This window comes from Methylibium sp. Pch-M (assembly GCF_004136295.1).
GTDB lineage: Bacteria > Pseudomonadota > Gammaproteobacteria > Burkholderiales > Burkholderiaceae_C > Methylibium > Methylibium petroleiphilum.
Genome location: NZ_CP029606.1, coordinates 2610934 through 2628871 on the forward strand (window position 1 = coordinate 2610934; position 17938 = coordinate 2628871).

Annotated in this window: 20 protein-coding genes and 1 pseudogene; 14 read left to right on the forward strand and 7 right to left on the reverse strand. The window is 69.1% G+C overall.

What is annotated here, in order from left to right; all coding sequences use genetic code 11:
- Positions 1-15: 15 nt before the first annotated feature.
- The 6 genes from C1M51_RS12645 to C1M51_RS12670 all read right to left on the reverse strand — a co-directional run bounded on the left by C1M51_RS12645 (position 16) and on the right by C1M51_RS12670 (position 3430).
- The gene (locus C1M51_RS12645) at positions 16-462 is read right to left on the reverse strand and encodes an SRPBCC family protein (RefSeq protein ID WP_129450248.1); all 447 of its coding nucleotides are present in this window, start codon (positions 460-462) and stop codon (positions 16-18) included.
- 16 nt (positions 463-478) lie between these two features.
- Positions 479-1003, reverse strand: a complete 525-nt coding sequence (locus tag C1M51_RS12650; RefSeq protein WP_129450250.1) for a DinB family protein — start codon at positions 1001-1003, stop codon at positions 479-481.
- Positions 1004-1026: 23 nt separating this feature from the next.
- Positions 1027-1518 carry a hypothetical protein gene (locus C1M51_RS12655; RefSeq protein WP_129450252.1) on the reverse strand — a complete coding sequence of 164 codons (492 nt, stop codon included), beginning with the start codon at positions 1516-1518 and terminating at the stop codon, positions 1027-1029.
- A 45-nt stretch (positions 1519-1563) separates the two neighbouring features.
- Positions 1564-1989 carry a hypothetical protein gene (locus C1M51_RS12660; protein WP_129450253.1) on the reverse strand — a complete coding sequence of 142 codons (426 nt, stop codon included), beginning with the start codon at positions 1987-1989 and terminating at the stop codon, positions 1564-1566.
- Positions 1990-2237: 248 nt separating this feature from the next.
- Positions 2238-2696, reverse strand: a complete 459-nt coding sequence (locus C1M51_RS12665; RefSeq protein ID WP_242499679.1) for a DUF5990 family protein — start codon at positions 2694-2696, stop codon at positions 2238-2240.
- Positions 2697-2842: 146 nt separating this feature from the next.
- Positions 2843-3430, reverse strand: a complete 588-nt coding sequence (locus tag C1M51_RS12670) for a hypothetical protein (protein ID WP_129450255.1) — start codon at positions 3428-3430, stop codon at positions 2843-2845.
- A 129-nt stretch (positions 3431-3559) separates the two neighbouring features.
- Between C1M51_RS12670 and C1M51_RS12675 the strand changes: the two are divergent.
- The 8 genes and pseudogenes from C1M51_RS12675 to C1M51_RS12710 form a co-directional block, all read left to right on the forward strand.
- Positions 3560-3745: pseudogene (locus C1M51_RS12675) on the forward strand (IS110 family transposase); the annotation flags it as partial.
- Positions 3746-3959: 214 nt separating this feature from the next.
- The gene (urtA, locus tag C1M51_RS12680) at positions 3960-5237 is read left to right on the forward strand and encodes an urea ABC transporter substrate-binding protein (protein WP_011828297.1); all 1278 of its coding nucleotides are present in this window, start codon (positions 3960-3962) and stop codon (positions 5235-5237) included.
- Positions 5238-5388: 151 nt separating this feature from the next.
- Positions 5389-6984: an urea ABC transporter permease subunit UrtB gene (gene urtB, locus C1M51_RS12685; RefSeq protein ID WP_129450257.1), complete on the forward strand. Its 1596-nt coding sequence runs from the start codon at positions 5389-5391 to the stop codon at positions 6982-6984.
- A gap of 8 nt (positions 6985-6992) precedes the next feature.
- Positions 6993-8114, forward strand: coding sequence for an urea ABC transporter permease subunit UrtC (urtC, locus tag C1M51_RS12690; protein WP_165349685.1), 1122 nt, complete (start codon positions 6993-6995; stop codon positions 8112-8114).
- Positions 8111-8995 (forward strand): urea ABC transporter ATP-binding protein UrtD, encoded by an 885-nt coding sequence (gene urtD, locus C1M51_RS12695; protein ID WP_129450260.1) that lies wholly within the window; start codon positions 8111-8113, stop codon positions 8993-8995. Before urtC ends, urtD begins: the two co-directional genes overlap by 4 nt.
- A 1-nt stretch (position 8996) precedes the next feature.
- Positions 8997-9689 (forward strand): urea ABC transporter ATP-binding subunit UrtE, encoded by a 693-nt coding sequence (urtE, locus tag C1M51_RS12700; RefSeq protein WP_129450262.1) that lies wholly within the window; start codon positions 8997-8999, stop codon positions 9687-9689.
- A gap of 108 nt (positions 9690-9797) precedes the next feature.
- Entirely contained in the window at positions 9798-10880 is a 1083-nt protein-coding gene (locus C1M51_RS12705) for a GGDEF domain-containing protein (RefSeq protein ID WP_129450264.1), read from the forward strand.
- Between the two features lie 140 nt (positions 10881-11020).
- Positions 11021-11776 (forward strand): hypothetical protein, encoded by a 756-nt coding sequence (locus C1M51_RS12710; protein ID WP_129450266.1) that lies wholly within the window; start codon positions 11021-11023, stop codon positions 11774-11776.
- Between the two features lie 40 nt (positions 11777-11816).
- Here C1M51_RS12710 and C1M51_RS12715 read toward each other — a convergent pair whose 3' ends face one another.
- On the reverse strand, positions 11817-13310 hold the full coding sequence (locus C1M51_RS12715) for a deoxyribodipyrimidine photo-lyase (RefSeq protein ID WP_129450268.1): 1494 nt from the start codon (positions 13308-13310) through the stop codon (positions 11817-11819).
- Between the two features lie 34 nt (positions 13311-13344).
- Between C1M51_RS12715 and C1M51_RS12720 the strand changes: the two genes are divergently transcribed.
- The 6 genes from C1M51_RS12720 to C1M51_RS12745 are packed head-to-tail and all read left to right on the forward strand — an operon-like array spanning position 13345 to position 17903.
- Complete coding sequence (locus C1M51_RS12720) at positions 13345-13947, forward strand: YqgE/AlgH family protein (protein ID WP_129450269.1); 603 nt, start codon at positions 13345-13347, stop codon at positions 13945-13947.
- The gene (gene ruvX, locus C1M51_RS12725; protein WP_129450271.1) at positions 13940-14350 is read left to right on the forward strand and encodes a Holliday junction resolvase RuvX; all 411 of its coding nucleotides are present in this window, start codon (positions 13940-13942) and stop codon (positions 14348-14350) included. The genes C1M51_RS12720 and ruvX overlap by 8 nt, the downstream gene beginning before the upstream one ends.
- Positions 14347-14847: a bifunctional pyr operon transcriptional regulator/uracil phosphoribosyltransferase PyrR gene (pyrR, locus tag C1M51_RS12730; protein ID WP_129450273.1), complete on the forward strand. Its 501-nt coding sequence runs from the start codon at positions 14347-14349 to the stop codon at positions 14845-14847. The genes ruvX and pyrR overlap by 4 nt, the downstream gene beginning before the upstream one ends.
- Entirely contained in the window at positions 14847-15809 is a 963-nt protein-coding gene (locus C1M51_RS12735; protein WP_056325928.1) for an aspartate carbamoyltransferase catalytic subunit, read from the forward strand. The genes pyrR and C1M51_RS12735 overlap by 1 nt, the downstream gene beginning before the upstream one ends.
- Positions 15806-17125, forward strand: coding sequence for a dihydroorotase (locus tag C1M51_RS12740; RefSeq protein WP_129450275.1), 1320 nt, complete (start codon positions 15806-15808; stop codon positions 17123-17125). The genes C1M51_RS12735 and C1M51_RS12740 overlap by 4 nt, the downstream gene beginning before the upstream one ends.
- A gap of 28 nt (positions 17126-17153) precedes the next feature.
- Entirely contained in the window at positions 17154-17903 is a 750-nt protein-coding gene (locus C1M51_RS12745; protein ID WP_129450277.1) for a 1-acyl-sn-glycerol-3-phosphate acyltransferase, read from the forward strand.
- Positions 17904-17938: the final 35 nt, after the last annotated feature.

Sequence of the window (17938 nt, forward strand, 5' to 3'; positions counted from 1 at the left end):
CCGCGGAGCGCTGCGTCAGTCGGGGATCTGCGGCTCCACCAGATGGGCCAGCTGGGCGAGCGACTCCTGCCAGCCCAGGTAGCACATCTCGAGCGGAATGACCTCGGGGATGCCCGCCTGCGTGATGCTCACGTCGGTGCCGCAGAGCACCGGCTTCAGCGACACGGTCACCTCCATGACACCGGGCAGGTTGGGGTCGTCGAACGTGTCGGTGTAGCGGATCCGCTCGTTCGGCACCAGCTCCAGGTACTCACCGCCGAACGCGTGGCTGTTGCCCGACGTGAAGTTGCTGAACGACATGCGGAAGCTGCCGCCGGCGCGCGCCTCCAGGTGGTGGACCTTGCATGTGAAGCCGTACGGAGGCAGCCACTTGCTCAGGGCATCGCCGTCGAGGAAGGCGCGGTAGACCTTCTCGGGCGGGGTGCGGAAAACGCGGTGAAGGCGGACGGTGTGGTCGGACATGAGGTGGCCTCGCTGTTCATCGGTGCCCGGCTCGAACGCCGGGCGGAGCGTCTCTCAGAAAGACCGGAAGATCCATGACCGGCGGGCGGGATTCTGCCCGGTAGAGCATCTCCGCGACGTAGCCGCGGTGGTAGGTCTTGTGATTGACGATGTGGAGGAGCATCTCGCCCCGCGTCATCGACCCGGCGCCGCCGTCGACGAACGCGAACGAGACCACCTCCTCGTGCGCTTCGTCCGAGAGCCCGTCGGCGTACCCGACGTACCAGTCGTCCACGGCCGCTTGCGCCGCCTGCAGCGCATCGAGCGGGAGCAGCACCTCGGGCGTGCGGGAACCAAAGCCGTGCGGCGTGTGCTGGAGGTGGGCCTTCCAGATCAGGTCGATGTGGTGCGCGTGGTTGAGCGTGCCGAGCATGCGCTCCAGCGACGAGGCTGCGCCCGGCGTGTTGCCGGCGGCGGCGAAGCCGCCCAAGGCCCTGAAGAGGCGGGCATTCGCCCAGGCGCTGTAACGCGTGAGCATCCGGACATGGGGGGTGAGCGGCATGGCGGGGGGCCCGACGCGCGGGTTCAGCGGCTGCCCGCGCCGGGCCCGTAGCCCTTGACCGCTGCCCAGCCGAGCACCGCGAAAAGCACGAGAACAAGCCCTTGGGTGGCTGCAAATGCGGGGGCGGCAGGCGTGGGCGCGAGGATGGCCAGTGCCGGCGTCTTCTGCAGCAGCTGGGCCAGGAGAACGAAGACGTTCAGGTAGAGCGCCACGACGCTGAGCACCACGAAGGTTCGGCGCCACCCCCCCTCGAGATGCTTCCAGTACACCGCGGCCAAGGCGCCCAGCAGGACGACCAGCGACAACGCCCCCACGATGTGAGACGGCAGCAGGGCGACGAAGGGAAAGCCGAACCCGGTGAGGCTCGTCAACAAGGTCGTCGCCAGGAACAGGCCCACCCAGCGGGCGAAGCGGACACCGGCGATCAAGCCCCCCACGACGACCAGGCCGGAGAAGATGCCGGCCAGGCTGAGCAGCACGTGGACGAGCAGGTAGGTCTTGGGATCGACGGGCATGTGAATCTCCTCGATGAAGAAAACTTGCGACGATGTCTGCGCGACTCAGCGGAGTGCGGAGGCCACCACGAGGGCCATCCAGGGCGCCACAAGCAATACGGGGGCCCAGAGCCATTGGATGCCCAGGCTCGCCATCGGCGCGCCGGCCGCGGACGGGGCGGGATCAGCGGCTTTCTTTGCAAAGGCAAGGTAGACCAGCAGAACCAGGAACACCGGCCCCAGCATCAATGACGCCAGGATCGCCAGGGAGGTCGTCAAGGCCGGGTATCCCAGATCCCTTCCTCGCTTGACGGCCGAGACGGCGGCGCAGAGCAAGGACACCGCTGCCGCGACGAGGATCACCACCAGCGAACGCCCGGTGTTGCCCGTGCCATGAGTGGACAGGTTCAGCCCCTGGATGAGCAGCGCCACCGCATTCAGGACGGGAAGCAGACCGAAGGCGACGAAGTGGCCGCGATGGTGCCGATGCATGGGGATGGTGGCGCCTCAGGTTCGATCCAGACGGTCCGCGAAGGCGGGGCGTCGGGCAGAAAACGGAGGAAATGTACTACCCCTTACGTGGGCTCGGGCCAGGTGCCGCGTCGGGGCTCGTTCGCCCGAGCGAACGGCTATAACGTCGGTCGTCTGCCTCGGCAATGCTTCGAACCTCGTCGTACTTCAACCGAGAAGATTCGACATGTCATCAGCGGCTCGACTCGCGGGGAAGTCCCTGTGAAGGCTCAGACGACATCTGGCGCGAAACTCCAAACGACTGCATGGGGTTGAACCGATGCGCAAACTGGGCCGCCATCGGCCATCGTGCCAACAACGCGTGCCTCGATGACGCCCTCAGGGGTAGAGAGTGCCGCTTCGACGATTTGTCGGGGAATGGAAGCCAGCTTCAACTTTGCGCGACGCGTCCAGCCTGAGTTTGCCTGGCCCGCAAGGGTGCCGGAGTTGATGTAGATGAAGCGGTCTGATGACGGGCCCTGCGCAAACTCACCCAAGAAGTTGACGGATTCGTCCAGCAGCGGCGAACCCAGGCGAAGCGAGAGCTCGAACTGGATGTCCGCATGTTGCTCAGGCAACGGTTCAAGCAATTCCGACCGACCGCGTTGCACGGCGAACTGAACGCCAGACGGCGGATCCACAACGAGGATACGCATTCGGATGGACTGCACAGGTTTGGCTTTGCGCACGATGAGGATCAGGTGTCTAGCGTTTGAGCTGAGCTGAGCTGAGCTGAGCGGCCGCCGCCAGCGAGGCGCTTGGGCCGCGAGGAAGCATGCTAAGCCAGAGCGACTCGCGGCCTTAGTGCCTTGCCGTGGTGGTCCGCTCGAGCGGGTTAGGCAGCCGGCGGAAGGTATGAGACTTCATACTGATGCTGAATAAAAGTTTCACCGTTGAGCTTTGCTCCAACGGAATAGGCATAGCTAACGCGCTCACCCCGAGGGCCCAGCTCATCAAGGTATAAGGTTGGCGTTCTTGCAAAAAAGGCTTCGACTTTTGGCGGCCGAGCAAGTTGACCCAATGTAAGAAGCGCCGAAGAGATTGCTTCTGCAATCTCTTTCACATCCTTCCAACCTAGCTTTGGGCCGCTGGTATTCCCCGCTGGATGAGCAACTCGATTTCTTACTTCTCTGGCGCCATTCAGGCGCGCTTGATCAAGCGTCGGGACCAGTTCGCCAACAACCGCAATGCGGTTTGCCAAGCTAGGCTTTAGCTTCTTGGGCCATTGAACCGAGTTGATGTCGATGTGCTCTTGGAGCGCTTCGTCTAGCGCTGCGACGAGTGCGATTGCATGAATGCCGGCTAGCGACTTTTCGAGCATGGCTCCCTTGATGGGGCTTGCTGTTGGGTCTGGGATCTCGTGAATTACCTCTGCGATGCTGGCTGCAGAAAGTGCGTGTAGAAAAAGGATTGCAGCGCTCATGGAGAACTAAGCCGCCCAACGAATGAAAGGGACTTCCCCGTCCCGAACTAGCCGCGATGCGGCGACCGGCAACGAAATGCCACGATGGGAAGTGCGAAGTCTCATCAATTCACTCGGAAGGGGAGGCCCATGGCCATTGTCCACATCGGTATCGATCTCGCCAAGAACGTGTTCGCAGTTCATGGAGTGGATGAACACGGCAGGCCGGCGCTGGTGCGGCCCAGCGTGCCACCCGCCAAGCTGCATGAGCTGATCGCCTCCCTGCCGCCGTGCACGGTGGCGATGGAGGCCGGCTCGGGCGGCCACCACTGCGCCTGACTGTTCGCAGCCCACGGTCACACCGTGCGGCTCGTCGCGCCGAAGTTCCTCGTTCTGTGCTGAGCCCGCTCGACGCGCTCTGAACCGGCAGCTCCGGTCCGCCGCCGCGGCCGGTGTCTCTACGCCACCTTGCGTATTCCGCCGCCCCGGGGTTCTGCCTAACCTGCAGCGGTCCGTGAACCCAACCGATCCCCCGAGGAGGAAACACCCCATGTCCCACACCACCCGCCGCGCCTTCGCGGCCTCGCTCTCCGCCGTGGCGCTGGCCGCTGCCGGCGCCTTCGTGCCCAGCGCCTTCGCGGCCGACACCATCAAGGTCGGCGTGCTGCACTCGCTGTCGGGCACCATGGCCATCTCGGAAACCGTGCTCAAGGACACGGTGCTCATGACCATCGACGAGATCAACGCCAAGGGCGGCGTCATGGGCAAGAAGCTCGAGCCGGTGGTGGTGGACCCGGCCTCCAACTGGCCGCTGTTCGCCGAGAAGGCCAAGCAGCTGATCAGCCAGGACAAGGTGGCCGTGGTGTTCGGCTGCTGGACGTCGGTGAGCCGCAAGTCGGTGCTGCCGGTGTTCGAGGAAACCAACTCGCTGCTGTTCTACCCGGTGCAGTACGAGGGGGAGGAACTGTCCAAGAACGTGTTCTACACCGGTGCCGCGCCCAACCAGCAGGCCATCCCCGCGGTGGAATACCTGATGAGCAAGGACGGCGGCTCGGCCAAGCGCTTCGTGCTGCTGGGCACCGACTACGTGTACCCGCGCACCACCAACAAGATCCTGCGCGCCTTCCTCAAGAGCAAGGGCGTCGCCGAGGCCGACATCATGGAGGAGTACACCCCCTTCGGCCACTCCGACTACCAGACCATCATCGCCAAGATCAAGAAGTTCTCGTCGGAAGGCAAGAAGACCGCGGTGGTGTCCACCATCAACGGCGACTCCAACGTGCCCTTCTACAAGGAACTGGGCAACCAGGGCCTGAAGGCGACCGACGTGCCGGTGGTGGCATTCTCGGTGGGTGAGGAAGAACTCCGCGGCGTCGACACCAAGCCGCTGGTGGGCCACCTGGCGGCGTGGAACTACTTCATGTCGATCAAGAACCCGACCAACGCCGCCTTCATCAAGCAGTGGAGCGACTACGCCAAGGCCAAGGGCATCCCGGGCCACAAGGACAAGCCGCTGACCAACGACCCGATGGAAGCCACCTACATCGGCATCCACATGTGGGCGCAGGCGGTCGAGAAGGCCAAGTCCACCGACACCGACAAGGTCATCGCCGCGATGGCGGGCCAGACCTTCAAGGCGCCGGGCGGCTTCACCAGCACCATGGACAAGGAGAACCACCACCTGCACAAGCCGGTGTTCATCGGCGAGGTCAAGGCCGACGGCCAGTTCAACGTGGTCTGGAAGACGCCGGGCCCGGTGGTCGCCGATCCGTGGAGCGACTACATCGCCGAGAACAAGGGCAAGAAGAACGTGCCGGAGAAGAAGTAAGCAACGGATAGCCGGCCTCGATGTTGGCGCGCGCCGGCCGGGCCGGCGGCGATCGGACTGTCCACCCGGTCGCCGCCGGTCCCGCCGGCGCGCAGCCTTCTTTTTCTTCTCATGGCTTCCCACTCTCCACGGTGACGACGAATTGAATGCCTTGCGTGCTTTCCTGCTGAGCCTGTGCGCCGCCGGGCTGCTGGGGCTGGCGGCGGCGCCCGCGCGTGCCATGACGCCCGCGCAGGCGCTCGCCATCTCGGCCGGCGACACCGACGCCCGCGTCGCCGCCCTGCAGCAGGCCATCGCCGCGCTCGACCCGCGCGTGCCGGTGCTGGTGCAGGCGCTGCTCGACGGCGAGGTGAGGGTCGACGACCAGCGTGCCTACATCGTCGCGGCCGACGGCTCGGCCGTCGACGCCGCCACCGGCCAACCGGCCACCCCGCCCGAGACCGCGGAAGACGCGGTCAACAACAACCGCATGCGCGGCGAACTGCAGGCGGCGCTGGCCGCGCTGCAGCTGATCACCGGCGACCTGCCGCAGCGCCGCGCCGCCATCGGCTCGCTGCGCGAGGCGATGGACGAGGCCAAGCTGCCGCTCATCGAGCAGGCGCTGGCCAAGGAGGCCGATCCGGCGCTCAAGGCCGAGCTGGAGACGCTGCGCGCCAAGGGCCTGATCGCCGCGGCCGACCCGGCCAAGCGCCTGCAGGCCGCGCAGGCGCTGGCGTCCAGCACCACGCCGGCCACCCGCAGCCTGCTGCTCGAGCGCCTGAAGCCGGCGGCCGAGGGCGGCGAGGCCGACCCCGCGGTGCGCGCGGCGCTGCAGGCCTCGCTCGACGGCGTCAATTCCATGCTGGCCTGGGGCGAGCGTGCCGGCGTCGTGTTCACCGGCATCAGCCTGGGCTCGATCCTGCTGCTGGCGGCGCTGGGCCTGGCCATCACCTACGGGCTGATGGGCGTCATCAACATGGCGCACGGCGAGCTCATCATGATCGGCGCCTACGCCACCTACCTGACGCAGAACGCCTTCCGCGCGTGGCTGCCGGACTACTTCGACTGGTACGTGCTGGCGGCCATCCCGCTGTCCTTCCTGGCGGCGGCGGCGGTCGGCGCGGTGCTGGAGCGCGGCGTCATCCGCTTCCTCTACGGCCGTCCGCTGGAGACGCTACTGGCCACCTGGGGCATCAGCCTGGTGCTGATGCAGGGCGTGCGCTCGCTGTTCGGCGCGCAGAACGTGCCGGTGGAGAACCCGGCCTGGCTGTCGGGCGGCGTGCAGATCATGAGCAACCTGGTGCTGCCGTGGAACCGCATCGCCATCGTGGTGTTCGCGGCCATCGTGCTGGGCGGCATCGCCTTCCTGATCGCGAAGACGCGGCTGGGGCTGTTCGTGCGCAGCGTGACGCAGAACCGCCCCATGGCCTCGTGCATGGGCGTCAACACCGCGCGCGTCGACACGCTGGCGTTCGCGCTGGGGGCCGGCGTGGCCGGACTGGCGGGCTGTGCGGTCAGCCAGGTCGGCAACGTGGGGCCCGACCTGGGGCAGGGCTATATCGTCGACTCGTTCATGGTGGTGGTGCTGGGCGGCGTGGGCCAGCTCGCCGGCACCGTGTACGCGGCGCTGGGGCTGGGCGTGATCAACAAGTTCCTCGAGGGCTGGGCCGGCGCGGTGCTGGCGAAGATCATCGTGCTGGTGTTCATCGTGGTGTTCATCCAGAAGCGGCCGCAGGGGCTGTTCGCTTTGAAGGGTCGGGAAGCATGAGCGCGGTCATGACGTCGCTGACCGTGGCGCCGCCGCGCAGCCGCCTGCTGCAGGGCAAGGCCTGGACGGCGCTGCTGGCTGCGGTGATCACCGTGACCGTGCTGGTGCCGGTGCTGAACCTGGTGGTGCCGGCCGGCAGCGCCTTCCACCTGAGCGACTACGCGGTGGCGCTGATCGGCAAGATCATGTGCTACGCGATCTGCGCGCTGGCCATGGACCTGATCTGGGGCTACACCGGCATCCTGTCGCTGGGCCACGGCCTGTTCTTCGCGCTCGGCGGCTACGCGATGGGCATGTACCTCATGCGCCAGATCGGCCGCGACGGCAACTACCAGTCGGACCTGCCCGACTTCATGGTCTTCCTCGACTGGAAGGCGCTGCCGTGGCACTGGACCTTCAGCGACTCCTTCGTGGCCACGCTGTTCCTGATCGTCGCGGTGCCGGGCCTGCTGGCCTTCGTGTTCGGCTTCTTCGCGTTCCGCTCGCGCATCAAGGGCGTGTACTTCTCCATCATCACGCAGGCACTCACCTTCGCCGCGATGCTGCTGTTCTTCCGCAACGAGACCGGCTTCGGCGGCAACAACGGCTTCACCGACTTCAAGCGCATCCTCTCCATCCCGATCGCGCAGCCGTCCACGCGCATGGTGCTGTTCGTGCTGACCGGGCTCACGCTGATCGGCTTCTTCCTGCTGGCGCGCTGGCTCATCCACACCAAGTTCGGCCGCGTGCTGCAGGCCATCCGCGACGCCGAGAACCGCGTCATGTTCTGCGGCTACGAGCCGCTGAACTACAAGCTCGCGATCTGGACGCTGTCGGCGGTGATGTGCGGCATCGCCGGTGCGCTGTACGTGCCGCAGGTGGGCATCATCAACCCCGGTGAAATGTCGCCGGCGGCCAGCATCGAGATCGCGATCTGGGCTGCGGTGGGCGGCCGCGCCACGCTGATCGGCCCGATCGTCGGCGCCTTCTTCGTCAACTTCGCGAAGAGCTGGTTCACGCAGGTCTTCCCCGAGTTCTGGCTGTACTTCCTGGGCGCGCTGTTCATCGCCGTCACGCTGTTCCTGCCGGACGGCATCGTCGGCGGCGTGAAGCGGCTGCTGGGCCGCGGCGGCAAGGAGAAGCGCGCATGACGCCCGATCTGATGGAGGCCGGCGCCCGCACCCGCGAGCGCATGGCCGCGAAGCCCGAGTCCGGCAAGTCGGGCGGTCGGGCGGCGAGCTACAGCCGCGTGGTCGAGCCGGGCGCGCTGGACACCGCGCACGGCGGCATCCTGTACCTGGAGGACATCACCGTCAGCTTCGACGGCTTCCGCGCGCTGAACAAGCTGTCGCTGAACATCGCCGCCGGCGAGCTGCGCTGCATCATCGGCCCCAACGGCGCCGGCAAGACGACCATGATGGACGTGATCACCGGCAAGACGCGGCCCGACGCCGGCAGCGCCTTCTTCGGCTCCACCATCGACCTGCTGCGCCTGCGCGAGAGCCAGGTGGCGAGCATCGGCATCGGCCGCAAGTTCCAGAAGCCCAGCGTGTTCGAGCAGCTCACGGTGTTCGAGAACCTCGAGCTCGCGCTGAAGGCCGACCGCCGGCCGCGCGCGGCGGTGTTCGCCCGGCTGTCGGGCGCGCAGCTCGACCGCATCGGCGAGATCCTCACGCTGATCCACCTGAAGGGCGAGGCGCAGCGCCTGGCCGGGCTGCTGTCGCACGGCCAGAAGCAGTGGCTGGAGATCGGCATGCTGCTGATGCAGGACCCCAAGCTGCTGCTGCTCGACGAGCCGGTGGCCGGCATGACCGACGAGGAGACCGAGCGCACCGCGCAGCTCTTCGTGTCGCTGCAGGGCGCGCACTCGCTGGTGGTGGTGGAGCACGACATGAAGTTCATCGACGAGCTCACCCGCGACGACCCGGCCAAGAAGGTGACGGTGCTGCACGAGGGCAGTGTGCTGGCGGAGGGGTCGCTCGCGCAGGTGCAGGCGAACGACAAGGTGGTCGAAGTCTATTTGGGGCGCTGACATGCTGAAGGTCGAAGGCGTCAACCAGTACTACGGCGGCTCGCACATCCTGCGCGGGCTGGATTTCGAGGCGAAGGCCGGCGAGGTGACGGTGGTGCTGGGCCGCAACGGCGTGGGCAAGACCACGCTGCTGAAGAGCCTGGTCGGGCTGGTGGGCATCAAGTCGGGCAGCATCCGGCTCGACGGCACCGAGGTGCAGCGCCTCACGCCCTATGAGCGGGTGCGCCGCGGTATCGGCTACGTGCCGCAGGGCCGCGAGATCTTCGGCCGCCTGACGGTGGAGGACAACCTGCGCATGGGCCTGGCCAGCAAGCCCGGCAGCACGCCGATCCCGGCCGAGCTCTACGAGCTGTTCCCGGTGCTCAAGCAGATGCTCGGGCGCCGTGGCGGCGATCTCTCGGGCGGCCAGCAGCAGCAGCTGGCGATCGCCCGCGCGCTGGCGGCCGGCCCCAAGCTGCTGATCCTGGACGAACCCACCGAGGGCATCCAGCCCAGCGTCATCAAGGACATCGGCCGCGTGATCCGCAAGCTGGCCGACCGCGGCGACATGGCGATCATCCTGGTGGAGCAGTACTACGACTTCGCCGCCGAGCTGGCCGACCAGTACCTGGTGATGGAGCGCGGCGAGATCGTGCTGCGCGGCCGCGGCGCCGACATGGAAGCCGACGGCGTGCGCCAGCGCATGTCGATCTGAGCGCGCTGCCCCGCGCCGCCGGGGCGTGCATACTGCGCGCGCCCGGCGCGAGGGTTCTCAAGCGTGCGGCGGGCGGACCGATAGCCGATCAAGCCCCATCCACACGCCATGACAGACCTGCTCGGATCCGTCGTCAGCCTCACCGGCTACCGCGACCGCGACCTGCTCGACGCAGCCGCGGTCACGATGCTGGCCGACTGGCTGCGACCGCTGAGCCTGAGCCTGTACCGCTGCGTGGGCGAGGCCGGCGACACGCGGCTGCTGCTGCAGGCGTGCGCCCGCGACGGCCCGCCGGCGGTGGCGGGCGACCCGCCGTGGACCCCGCTGGAGGCCTTGCCGTCGCTGGACGACTGGCCGCCGCACCGCGACGCGCTGGCCGGCGGCGATCCGCTGCTGGCGCTGCCCACCAGCCGACCCGGCCCGCGGGGCCGGCCGGTGCTGCTGAACGTGTTCCCGCTGTGGGTCGGGACCGAACGCTTCGGTCTGGTCGAGGTGCTCGCAGAGAAGCCGCTCGACGCCGAACAGCTGCGCTTCGTCGACGCCGTGCTGAAGATTTACCGCAACCAGGTGGGCCTGCTCGACTACAGCGAGCGCGACACGCTGACCGGTCTGCTGAACCGCAAGACCTTCGATGAACAGTTCGGCAAGTGCCTGCTCGAGTGCGACGGCCCGGCGCCGCTGTTGCCGTCGCCGTCGGCCGACGACGCGCAGCAGCCCGAACGGCGCGCCCGCGCGTCGCTGCGCTACTGGATCGGCGTGGTCGACGTCGACCACTTCAAGCGCGTGAACGACAACTTCGGTCACCTGATCGGCGACGAGGTGCTGCTGCTGATGGCGCGCATCCTGCGGGGCGCCTTCCGGCACGGCGACCGGCTCTACCGCTTCGGCGGCGAGGAGTTCGTCGTGATGCTGCACGCCGATTCGCGCGTGCACGCGGCGCTCGCCTTCGAGCGCTTCCGCGCGCGCATGGAGACCTGCCGCTTCCCGCAGGTCGGCAGCGTCACGGTCAGCATCGGCATGACCGAACTGCGCGCCGACGACACCCCCAGCGCAGCCTTCTCGCGCGCCGACCTGGCCGTCTACCACGCCAAGCAGAACGGCCGCAACCAGCTGCAGTGCCACGACCAGCTGGTCGAGGGTGGCACGCTCGTCGAGGCGGGCGGCAAGGTCGGCGAGATCGAGCTGTTCTGACGCCGGCACGGCAGCGCTTCGCTGCCGTAAGCGAAAACCTGCGGGCCAGCAACCCCCCTGAACGACAGACGGGACAGTCACGCCCGACCCCCCTGGCGCCGACAGAATGCGCCGACTCGAAAACCGGGGGAGGACGACAAATGAGACATCGGATTGCAGCGCTGGCGCTGGCGGTGGGGCTGGCCGGTTGTGGGGGCGGGGGCGGTGGTGATGACCCGCAGGACGCTCCGGCCACGGATGCAACGCCGCTGGAAGGGGGCTACGAGCTGGCCAGCAGCACCGGCGCTCGCGGTGAGGCGCTGATCCTGCAGGACCGCACGTTCTGGGGCCTCAGCGGCTTCGAGTCGGGCGGCACGCTCTACGTCGACACGCTGACGCAGGGAACCGTGAACCGCGCCGGCGCGACGGTGAGCGCGAGCGATCTGCGCCAGTACGACTTCTTGAACGGCGTGGTCAGGACGACCGGCTTCTCGGGCTCGATGAAGGTGTCGGGCGTCGTGTCCGGCACGGTCAGCCCGAGCGGGGCGGCGGCCACCAACCTGACGCTGACGCCGGTGGCGGCTTCCGATTTCGACTACCACGCCGCCGCGAGCCTGGGCACGATCGTCGGCACATGGAACGGCGACTCCCTCGACGGCAGCAGCGGCAGCGTGACGGTGGGCGCCGGCGGCGCGGTCACCGCCTCGCTGAGCGGCTGCAGCATCACCGGGAACGCGGCGCCGCATCCCAGCGGCAAGAACCTCTACGCCGTGTCGGTCACCTTCGGTCCGTCACCCTGCATCCTCGCCAACGCGACGGCCAGCGGGATCGCGATCATCGGCACCGCGCAGCAGCTGGTGGTGGCCCTGACATCCGCCGACCGCTCGGCCGGCACGGTGTTCCTCGGCGTGCGTTGACGAACCTCGTGCGCGCGGGCGTTCCCGCGTCGCCTCCGCCTCAGCACGCCCCCTTCACCACCGCATAGCGCGCCAGCGTGCGCTCGCGCGCCAGCTCGTGGCGCACGATGGGCTCGGGGTAGTCGCGGCCGAGCACCAGGCCGGCGGCGGCCAAGTCGAGCGGCTTGGCGTCCCACGGGGCATGGAGCGCGGCGTCGGGCAGGGCGGCGAGCTGCGGCAGGTAGCGGCGGATGAACTTGCCCTGGGCGTCGAACTTCTGGCTCTGGCTCACCGGGTTGAAGATGCGGAAGTAGGGCTGGGCGTCGCAACCGCTGGAGCTGGCCCATTGCCAGCCGCCGTTGTTGGCGGCGAGGTCGTAGTCGTTCAGCTTCTCGGCGAAGTAGCGCTCGCCGCGGCGCCAGTCCAGCCCGAGGTCCTTGCACAGGAAGCTCGCCACCACCATGCGCAGCCGGTTGTGCATGTAGCCGGTCTGGTTGATCTGGAGCATGGCCGCGTCGACCAGCGGGTAGCCGGTGCGGCCCTCGCACCAGGCGGCGAACAGCGCGTCGGCGTGCTTGCCGTGCTCCCACTTGATCTTGTCGTATTCGGGCTTGAAGCTGCGCTCGACGACCTGTGGGTGGTGGTGCAGCACCTGGTGGTAGAAGTCGCGCCAGATCAGCTCCGACAGCCAGACCTCGGCGCCGCGCGAGCCGGCGCGCGCGCGGTCCCAGGCCAGCCGTGCCAGCTCGCGGATCGACACGGTGCCGAAGCGCAGGTGCACGCTGAGGTAGCTGGGGCCCTTGACGGCGGGGAAGTCGCGCGTCTGGTCGTAGCGATCGATGCGCTCGTCGCCGAAGTCCTCCAGCAGCGCGCGGCCGCCGGCGGTACCGGGCGCGAGCTTCAGCGCCGCCAGGTTGCTGGGTTCGAAGCCGATGGCGGCCAGCGAGGGCACGCCCGCGGCCTCATCCGCCGGGCGCGGCGCCAGCGCGCCGGCGTGGCGGCCCACCGGGTAGGCCTGCAGGTAGAAGGGCTCCAGCTTCTTCAGCCAGGCGTTCTTGTAGGGCGTGAACACGCCGTAGGGCGTGCCGGCGCCTGTGAGAACTTCGTCGGTGTCGAACACCACCTGGTCCTTGGCCGGGTGGAAGGCGATCCCGGTCTGGGCGAGCGCGCCGCGCACCTGGGCGTCGCGTGCCACGGCGGCGGGCTCGTAGTCGGTGTTCGCGTAGACCGCCTGCACGTGCAGTGCGGCGGCCAGTCGCGGGATCTCGTCGCGCGCGCGGCCATGGCGCACGATCAGCCCGACGCCCTCGGTGCCGTGGCTGCGGCCCAGGGTGTGCAGCTGCGCGTCCAGGTCGACCAGGCTGTCGCGGATGAACTCGACGCGGCGGTCGGTGCGCGGCAGCGGGTCCAGGATCTCGGTGTCGAACACGAATGCCACCCAGACCCGCCGTGCGGCGCGCAGCGCGTGGTAGAGCGCGGCATGGTCGTGGGCGCGCAGGTCCCGGCGGCACCACACCAGCGCGGCGTCGAGTGTTTTTCCGGAGGCCTTGTCCATGCGCCGGAGTGTGCCCGGTCACTACAATCGCCGCATGGGCTCGGACTCCGCCACCAACCTGACGAATCAGTTCCTGATCGCCATGCCCGGCATGGCCGACGACAACTTCGCCGGCTCGGTGGTCTACCTGTGCGAGCACACCGAGCGCGGCGCGCTCGGCCTGGTGATCAACAAGCCCAGCGACATCAAGCTGGGCCGCCTGTTCGAGAAGGTCGACCTGCCGCTCGACCGCGAGGAGCTGGCGGAGCAGCCGGTCTACCTCGGCGGGCCGGTGCAGACCGAGCGCGGCTTCGTGCTGCACGAGCGCGGCGAGGACGACGCGGCCGACATCGACGCCGACGGCGCCACCTACACCTCCTCGCTGCGCATCCCCGGCGGCATGGCCATGACCACCAGCAAGGACGTGCTCGAGGCCCTGGCCAGCGGTGCCGGCCCGAAGCGCGTGCTGGTCACGCTGGGCTATGCCGGCTGGAGCGCCGGCCAGCTGGAGGACGAGATCGCCCGCAACGGCTGGATCACCGTCGACGCGAAGCCAGAGGTGATCTTCGAGACGCCGACCGAGCAGCGCTACGACAAGGCGCTGTCGCTGCTGGGCATCGACCCGCGCATGCTGAGCAGCGAAGCGGGCCATGCCTGAGCCGGCCGGCGCCCCGCAGCCCCTGCAGACCCTGCTCGCTTTCGATTTCGGCCTCAAGCGCACCGGGGTGGCCACCGGCAACACGCTGACGCGCAGCGCGCAGCCGCTGCGCACCGTGGCGGCCGAGGGCGACGCGCGCTTCGACGCCATCGCGAAGCTGATCGCCGAATGGCAGCCGGCCGCGCTGGTGGTCGGCGTGCCGTTCCACCCCGACGGCGCGCCGCACGACAATACCCGGCGCGCGCAGCGTTTCGCCCGCCAGCTGCATGGCCGCTTCCGGCTGCCGGTGCACGAGGTCGACGAGCGCTGGTCCACCACCGAGGCCCTGGCCGACGGGGCGCGCGACGCCGATGCCGCCGCCGCGGCGATCCTGCTCGAACAGTATTTCCGGGAGCACGCATGACGACCCTGCACCTCGACGCGGAAGCGCTCTACGCCGATCTGCTGGCGCGGGTGCGGCCGCTGCTCAAGCCCGACACGGTGCTGGTCGGCATCTGGTCCGGCGGCGCGTGGCTGGCCGAGCGGCTGCAGCGCGATCTGGGGCTGGCCGGCCGCCACGGCGTGATCTCGAGCGCGCTGCACCGCGACGACTTCGGCTCGCGCGGCATGAGCGCCACCACCGACGCCACGGCGCTGCCGTTCGAGATCGAGGGGCGCCACATCCTGCTGATCGACGACGTGCTCTACACCGGCCGCACGGTGCGCGCGGTGATCAACGAACTGTTCGACTTCGGCCGTCCGGCCAGCGTCGGCCTGGCGGTGCTGGTCGACCGCGGCGGACGCGAACTGCCGATCGAGCCCGCCGTGTCGGCCGCCCGCGTGGTGGTGCCGCGGAACCAGCGGTTGGCGCTGGTGCGCGACGAGGCCGGCGGCTTCACCCTCCAACTCGAAAGCGCCTGATGCTGAACAAGCGCAACCCGCAGCTCAACGCCCACGGCGAGCTGATCCACCTGCTGTCGATCGAAGGCCTGCCGAAGGCGGTGCTGACGCAGATCCTCGACACCGCGGGCACCTTCCTGAGCGTCAACGACCGCGAGGTGAAGAAGGTGCCGCTGCTGCGCGGCAAGAGCGTGTTCAACCTGTTCTTCGAGAACAGCACCCGCACGCGCACCACCTTCGAGATCGCCGCCAAGCGGCTGTCGGCCGACGTCATCAACCTCGACATCGCGCGCAGCTCCACCGCCAAGGGCGAGAGCCTGCTCGACACCATCGCCAACCTGTCGGCGATGCATGCCGACATGTTCGTGGTGCGCCACGCCGAGAGCGGCGCGCCCTACCTGATCGCGCAGCACGTGGCGCCGCACGTGCACGTGGTCAACGCCGGCGACGGCCGCCACGCGCACCCCACGCAGGGGCTGCTCGACATGTACACCATCCGCCACTACAAGAAGGACTTCAGCAACCTCGTGGTGGCGATCGTCGGCGACATCGTGCACTCGCGCGTGGCGCGCTCCGACATCCATGCGCTCACCACGCTGGGCGCGGCGGAGGTGAGGGCGGTCGGCCCGCGCACCCTGGTGCCGGCCGACCTGAAGCACATGGGCGTGCGCGTCTGCCACGACATGAGCGAAGGCATCCGCGACGCCGACGTGGTGATCATGCTGCGCCTGCAGAACGAGCGCATGAGCGGCGCACTGCTGCCCAGCGCCGGCGAGTACTTCAAGAGCTTCGGCCTCACCGAGGAGAAGCTCGCGCTCGCGAAGCCCGACGCCATCGTGATGCACCCGGGCCCGATCAACCGCGGCGTCGAGATCGACTCGGCGGTGGTCGACGGCCGCCAGAGCGTGATCCTGCCGCAGGTGACCTTCGGCATCGCGGTGCGCATGGCGGTCATGAGCACGATCGCGGGGAACAACGCATGAAGATCCTGATCAGCAACGGCCGCGTGGTCGACCCGGCCTCGGGCCGCGACGAGCGGGCCGACATCGCCATCGCCAACGGCCGCATCCTCACCATCGGCAAGGTGCCGGCCGATTTCGCCGCGGAACGCACGATCGACGCCGCCGGCCTGGTGGTGGCGCCCGGCCTGGTGGACCTGGCCGCGCGCCTGCGCGAACCCGGCCACGAGCACGAGGGCATGCTCGAGAGCGAGCTGGCGGCGGCCGCCGCCGGTGGCGTGACCAGCCTGGTCTGCCTGCCCGACACCGACCCCACGCTCGACGAGCCCGGCCTGGTGGAGATGCTCAAGTTCCGCGCCCGCAAGCTCAGCCGCTGCCGCCTGTTCCCGCTCGGCGCCCTGACGCGCGGCCTCGCCGGCGAGGTGCTGACCGAGATGGCCGAGCTCACCGAGGCCGGCTGCGTGGGCTTCTCGCAGGCCGATGCGGTGCTGCGCGACACCCAGGTGCTGTCGCGCGCGCTGCAGTACGCGGCCACCTTCGGCTACACGGTGTGGCTGCGCCCGAACGACCCGTGGCTGGGCTCGGGCGTGGCGGCCAGCGGCGCGGTCGCCACGCGGCTGGGGCTGTCGGGCGTGCCGGTGGCCGCCGAGACGATCGCGCTGCACACGCTGTTCGAGCTGGTGCGCTCCAGCGGTGCGCGCGTGCACCTGTGCCGGCTGTCCAGCGCGGCCGGCGTGACGCTGCTGCGCGCGGCCAAGGCCGAGGGGCTGCCGGTCACGGCCGACGTCAGCATCAACTCGCTGCACCTGACCGACCTCGACATCGGCTACTTCAACCCCGCGATGCGCCTGGTGCCGCCGCTGCGCCAGCAGCGCGACCGCGATGCGCTGCGCGCCGGTCTGGCCGACGGCACGATCGACGCGCTGGTGTCCGACCACACGCCGGTCGACGAGGACGCCAAGACCCTGCCGTTCGCGGAGGCCGAACCCGGTGCCACCGGCCTGGAGCTGCTGCTGAGCCTGGCGCTCAAGTGGGGCGAGGAGGGCGGCGCCGGCCTGCGCCGTGCGCTCGCCACCGTGAGCTGCGAGCCGGTGCGGGTGCTGGGCGATGCGCTCGGCTCGCTCGCCTCCAGCGCGGGCCGCCTCGTCGAGGGCGGGGTGGCCGATGTCTGCGTGTTCGACCCCGAGGCGCGCTGGACGGTCGCGCCGGCGGCGCTGCGCAGCCAGGGCAAGCACACGCCGTTCGCCTTCGACACCAGCGGCTTCGCGCTGCCGGGGCGCGTGCGCGCCACGCTGGTGGCGGGCCACGTGGCGCACGAAGCCGCGCGCGACGCGGCATGAACGCTCGCCGCTTCACCGCCGCGCCCTGATGCTGCGCCGACTGCGTGCCGCGTGGCGGCTGCTGCGCGTGCTGCTGCACGTGCTGCACGGCCTGGCCATCGTGCTGACGATGTTCCGTGCGCTGGGGCGCGCCGAGCGGCGCGAGCGCGTGCGTTGGTGGGCCGGCAAGATGCTGCGTGTGGCCGGGGTCGGTGCCCGGCGCAGCGGCGAACCCTGGCCCGGCGGGGCGTTGCTGGTCGCGAACCACATCTCCTGGCTGGACATCGTGGCCATCCACGCCTTCTGCCCGCAGGCGCGCTTCGTGTCCAAGGCGGACGTCAGGCACTGGCCGCTGCTGAGCCGGCTGACCGAGGCGGCCGACAGCCTCTACCTCGAGCGCGAGCGCAAGCGCGACGCGCTGCGCGTGGTGCACCAGATGGCCGAGGCGCTGACGGCCGGCGATACCGTGGCGGTGTTCCCCGAAGGCACCACCGGCGAGGGCCACGCGCTGCTGCCCTTCCACGCCAACCTGCTGCAGGCCTCCATCGCCACCGGCACGCCGGTGCAGCCGGTGGCGCTGCGCTACCGCGACCGGCACGACGAGGTCAGCAGGGCGGTGGCCTACGTCGGCGACACCACGCTGGTGCAGAGCCTGTGGTGGGTGGCCTGCGCCGAGGGCTTGCAGGTGCACGTGCAGTTCCTCGCGCCGCAGGCCAGCGCGCAGGCCGATCGCCGCGCGCTCGCCGAGCGCCTGCGCGCCACGATCGACGAAGCCCTGCAAACGCCACCGACCACGTGACGTGCGCAGTGCGGCTATGTCCGCATTGCTGCGCC

Excerpts from the sequence above, each read along its gene's own strand:
- C1M51_RS12645 (WP_129450248.1), bottom strand. The coding sequence starts at position 462 with ATGTCCGACCACACCGTCCGCCTTCACCGCGTTTTCCGCACCCCGCCC.
- C1M51_RS12650 (WP_129450250.1), bottom strand. The coding sequence starts at position 1,003 with ATGCCGCTCACCCCCCATGTCCGGATGCTCACGCGTTACAGCGCCTGG.
- C1M51_RS12655 (WP_129450252.1), bottom strand. The coding sequence starts at position 1,518 with ATGCCCGTCGATCCCAAGACCTACCTGCTCGTCCACGTGCTGCTCAGC.
- C1M51_RS12660 (WP_129450253.1), bottom strand. The coding sequence starts at position 1,989 with ATGCATCGGCACCATCGCGGCCACTTCGTCGCCTTCGGTCTGCTTCCC.
- C1M51_RS12670 (WP_129450255.1), bottom strand. The coding sequence starts at position 3,430 with ATGAGCGCTGCAATCCTTTTTCTACACGCACTTTCTGCAGCCAGCATC.
- urtA (WP_011828297.1), top strand. The coding sequence starts at position 3,960 with ATGTCCCACACCACCCGCCGCGCCTTCGCGGCCTCGCTCTCCGCCGTG.
- urtC (WP_165349685.1), top strand. The coding sequence starts at position 6,993 with ATGACGTCGCTGACCGTGGCGCCGCCGCGCAGCCGCCTGCTGCAGGGC.
- urtD (WP_129450260.1), top strand. The coding sequence starts at position 8,111 with ATGACGCCCGATCTGATGGAGGCCGGCGCCCGCACCCGCGAGCGCATG.
- urtE (WP_129450262.1), top strand. The coding sequence starts at position 8,997 with ATGCTGAAGGTCGAAGGCGTCAACCAGTACTACGGCGGCTCGCACATC.
- C1M51_RS12705 (WP_129450264.1), top strand. The coding sequence starts at position 9,798 with ATGACAGACCTGCTCGGATCCGTCGTCAGCCTCACCGGCTACCGCGAC.
- C1M51_RS12710 (WP_129450266.1), top strand. The coding sequence starts at position 11,021 with ATGAGACATCGGATTGCAGCGCTGGCGCTGGCGGTGGGGCTGGCCGGT.
- C1M51_RS12715 (WP_129450268.1), bottom strand. The coding sequence starts at position 13,310 with ATGGACAAGGCCTCCGGAAAAACACTCGACGCCGCGCTGGTGTGGTGC.
- C1M51_RS12720 (WP_129450269.1), top strand. The coding sequence starts at position 13,345 with ATGGGCTCGGACTCCGCCACCAACCTGACGAATCAGTTCCTGATCGCC.
- ruvX (WP_129450271.1), top strand. The coding sequence starts at position 13,940 with ATGCCTGAGCCGGCCGGCGCCCCGCAGCCCCTGCAGACCCTGCTCGCT.
- pyrR (WP_129450273.1), top strand. The coding sequence starts at position 14,347 with ATGACGACCCTGCACCTCGACGCGGAAGCGCTCTACGCCGATCTGCTG.
- C1M51_RS12735 (WP_056325928.1), top strand. The coding sequence starts at position 14,847 with ATGCTGAACAAGCGCAACCCGCAGCTCAACGCCCACGGCGAGCTGATC.
- C1M51_RS12740 (WP_129450275.1), top strand. The coding sequence starts at position 15,806 with ATGAAGATCCTGATCAGCAACGGCCGCGTGGTCGACCCGGCCTCGGGC.
- C1M51_RS12745 (WP_129450277.1), top strand. The coding sequence starts at position 17,154 with ATGCTGCGCCGACTGCGTGCCGCGTGGCGGCTGCTGCGCGTGCTGCTG.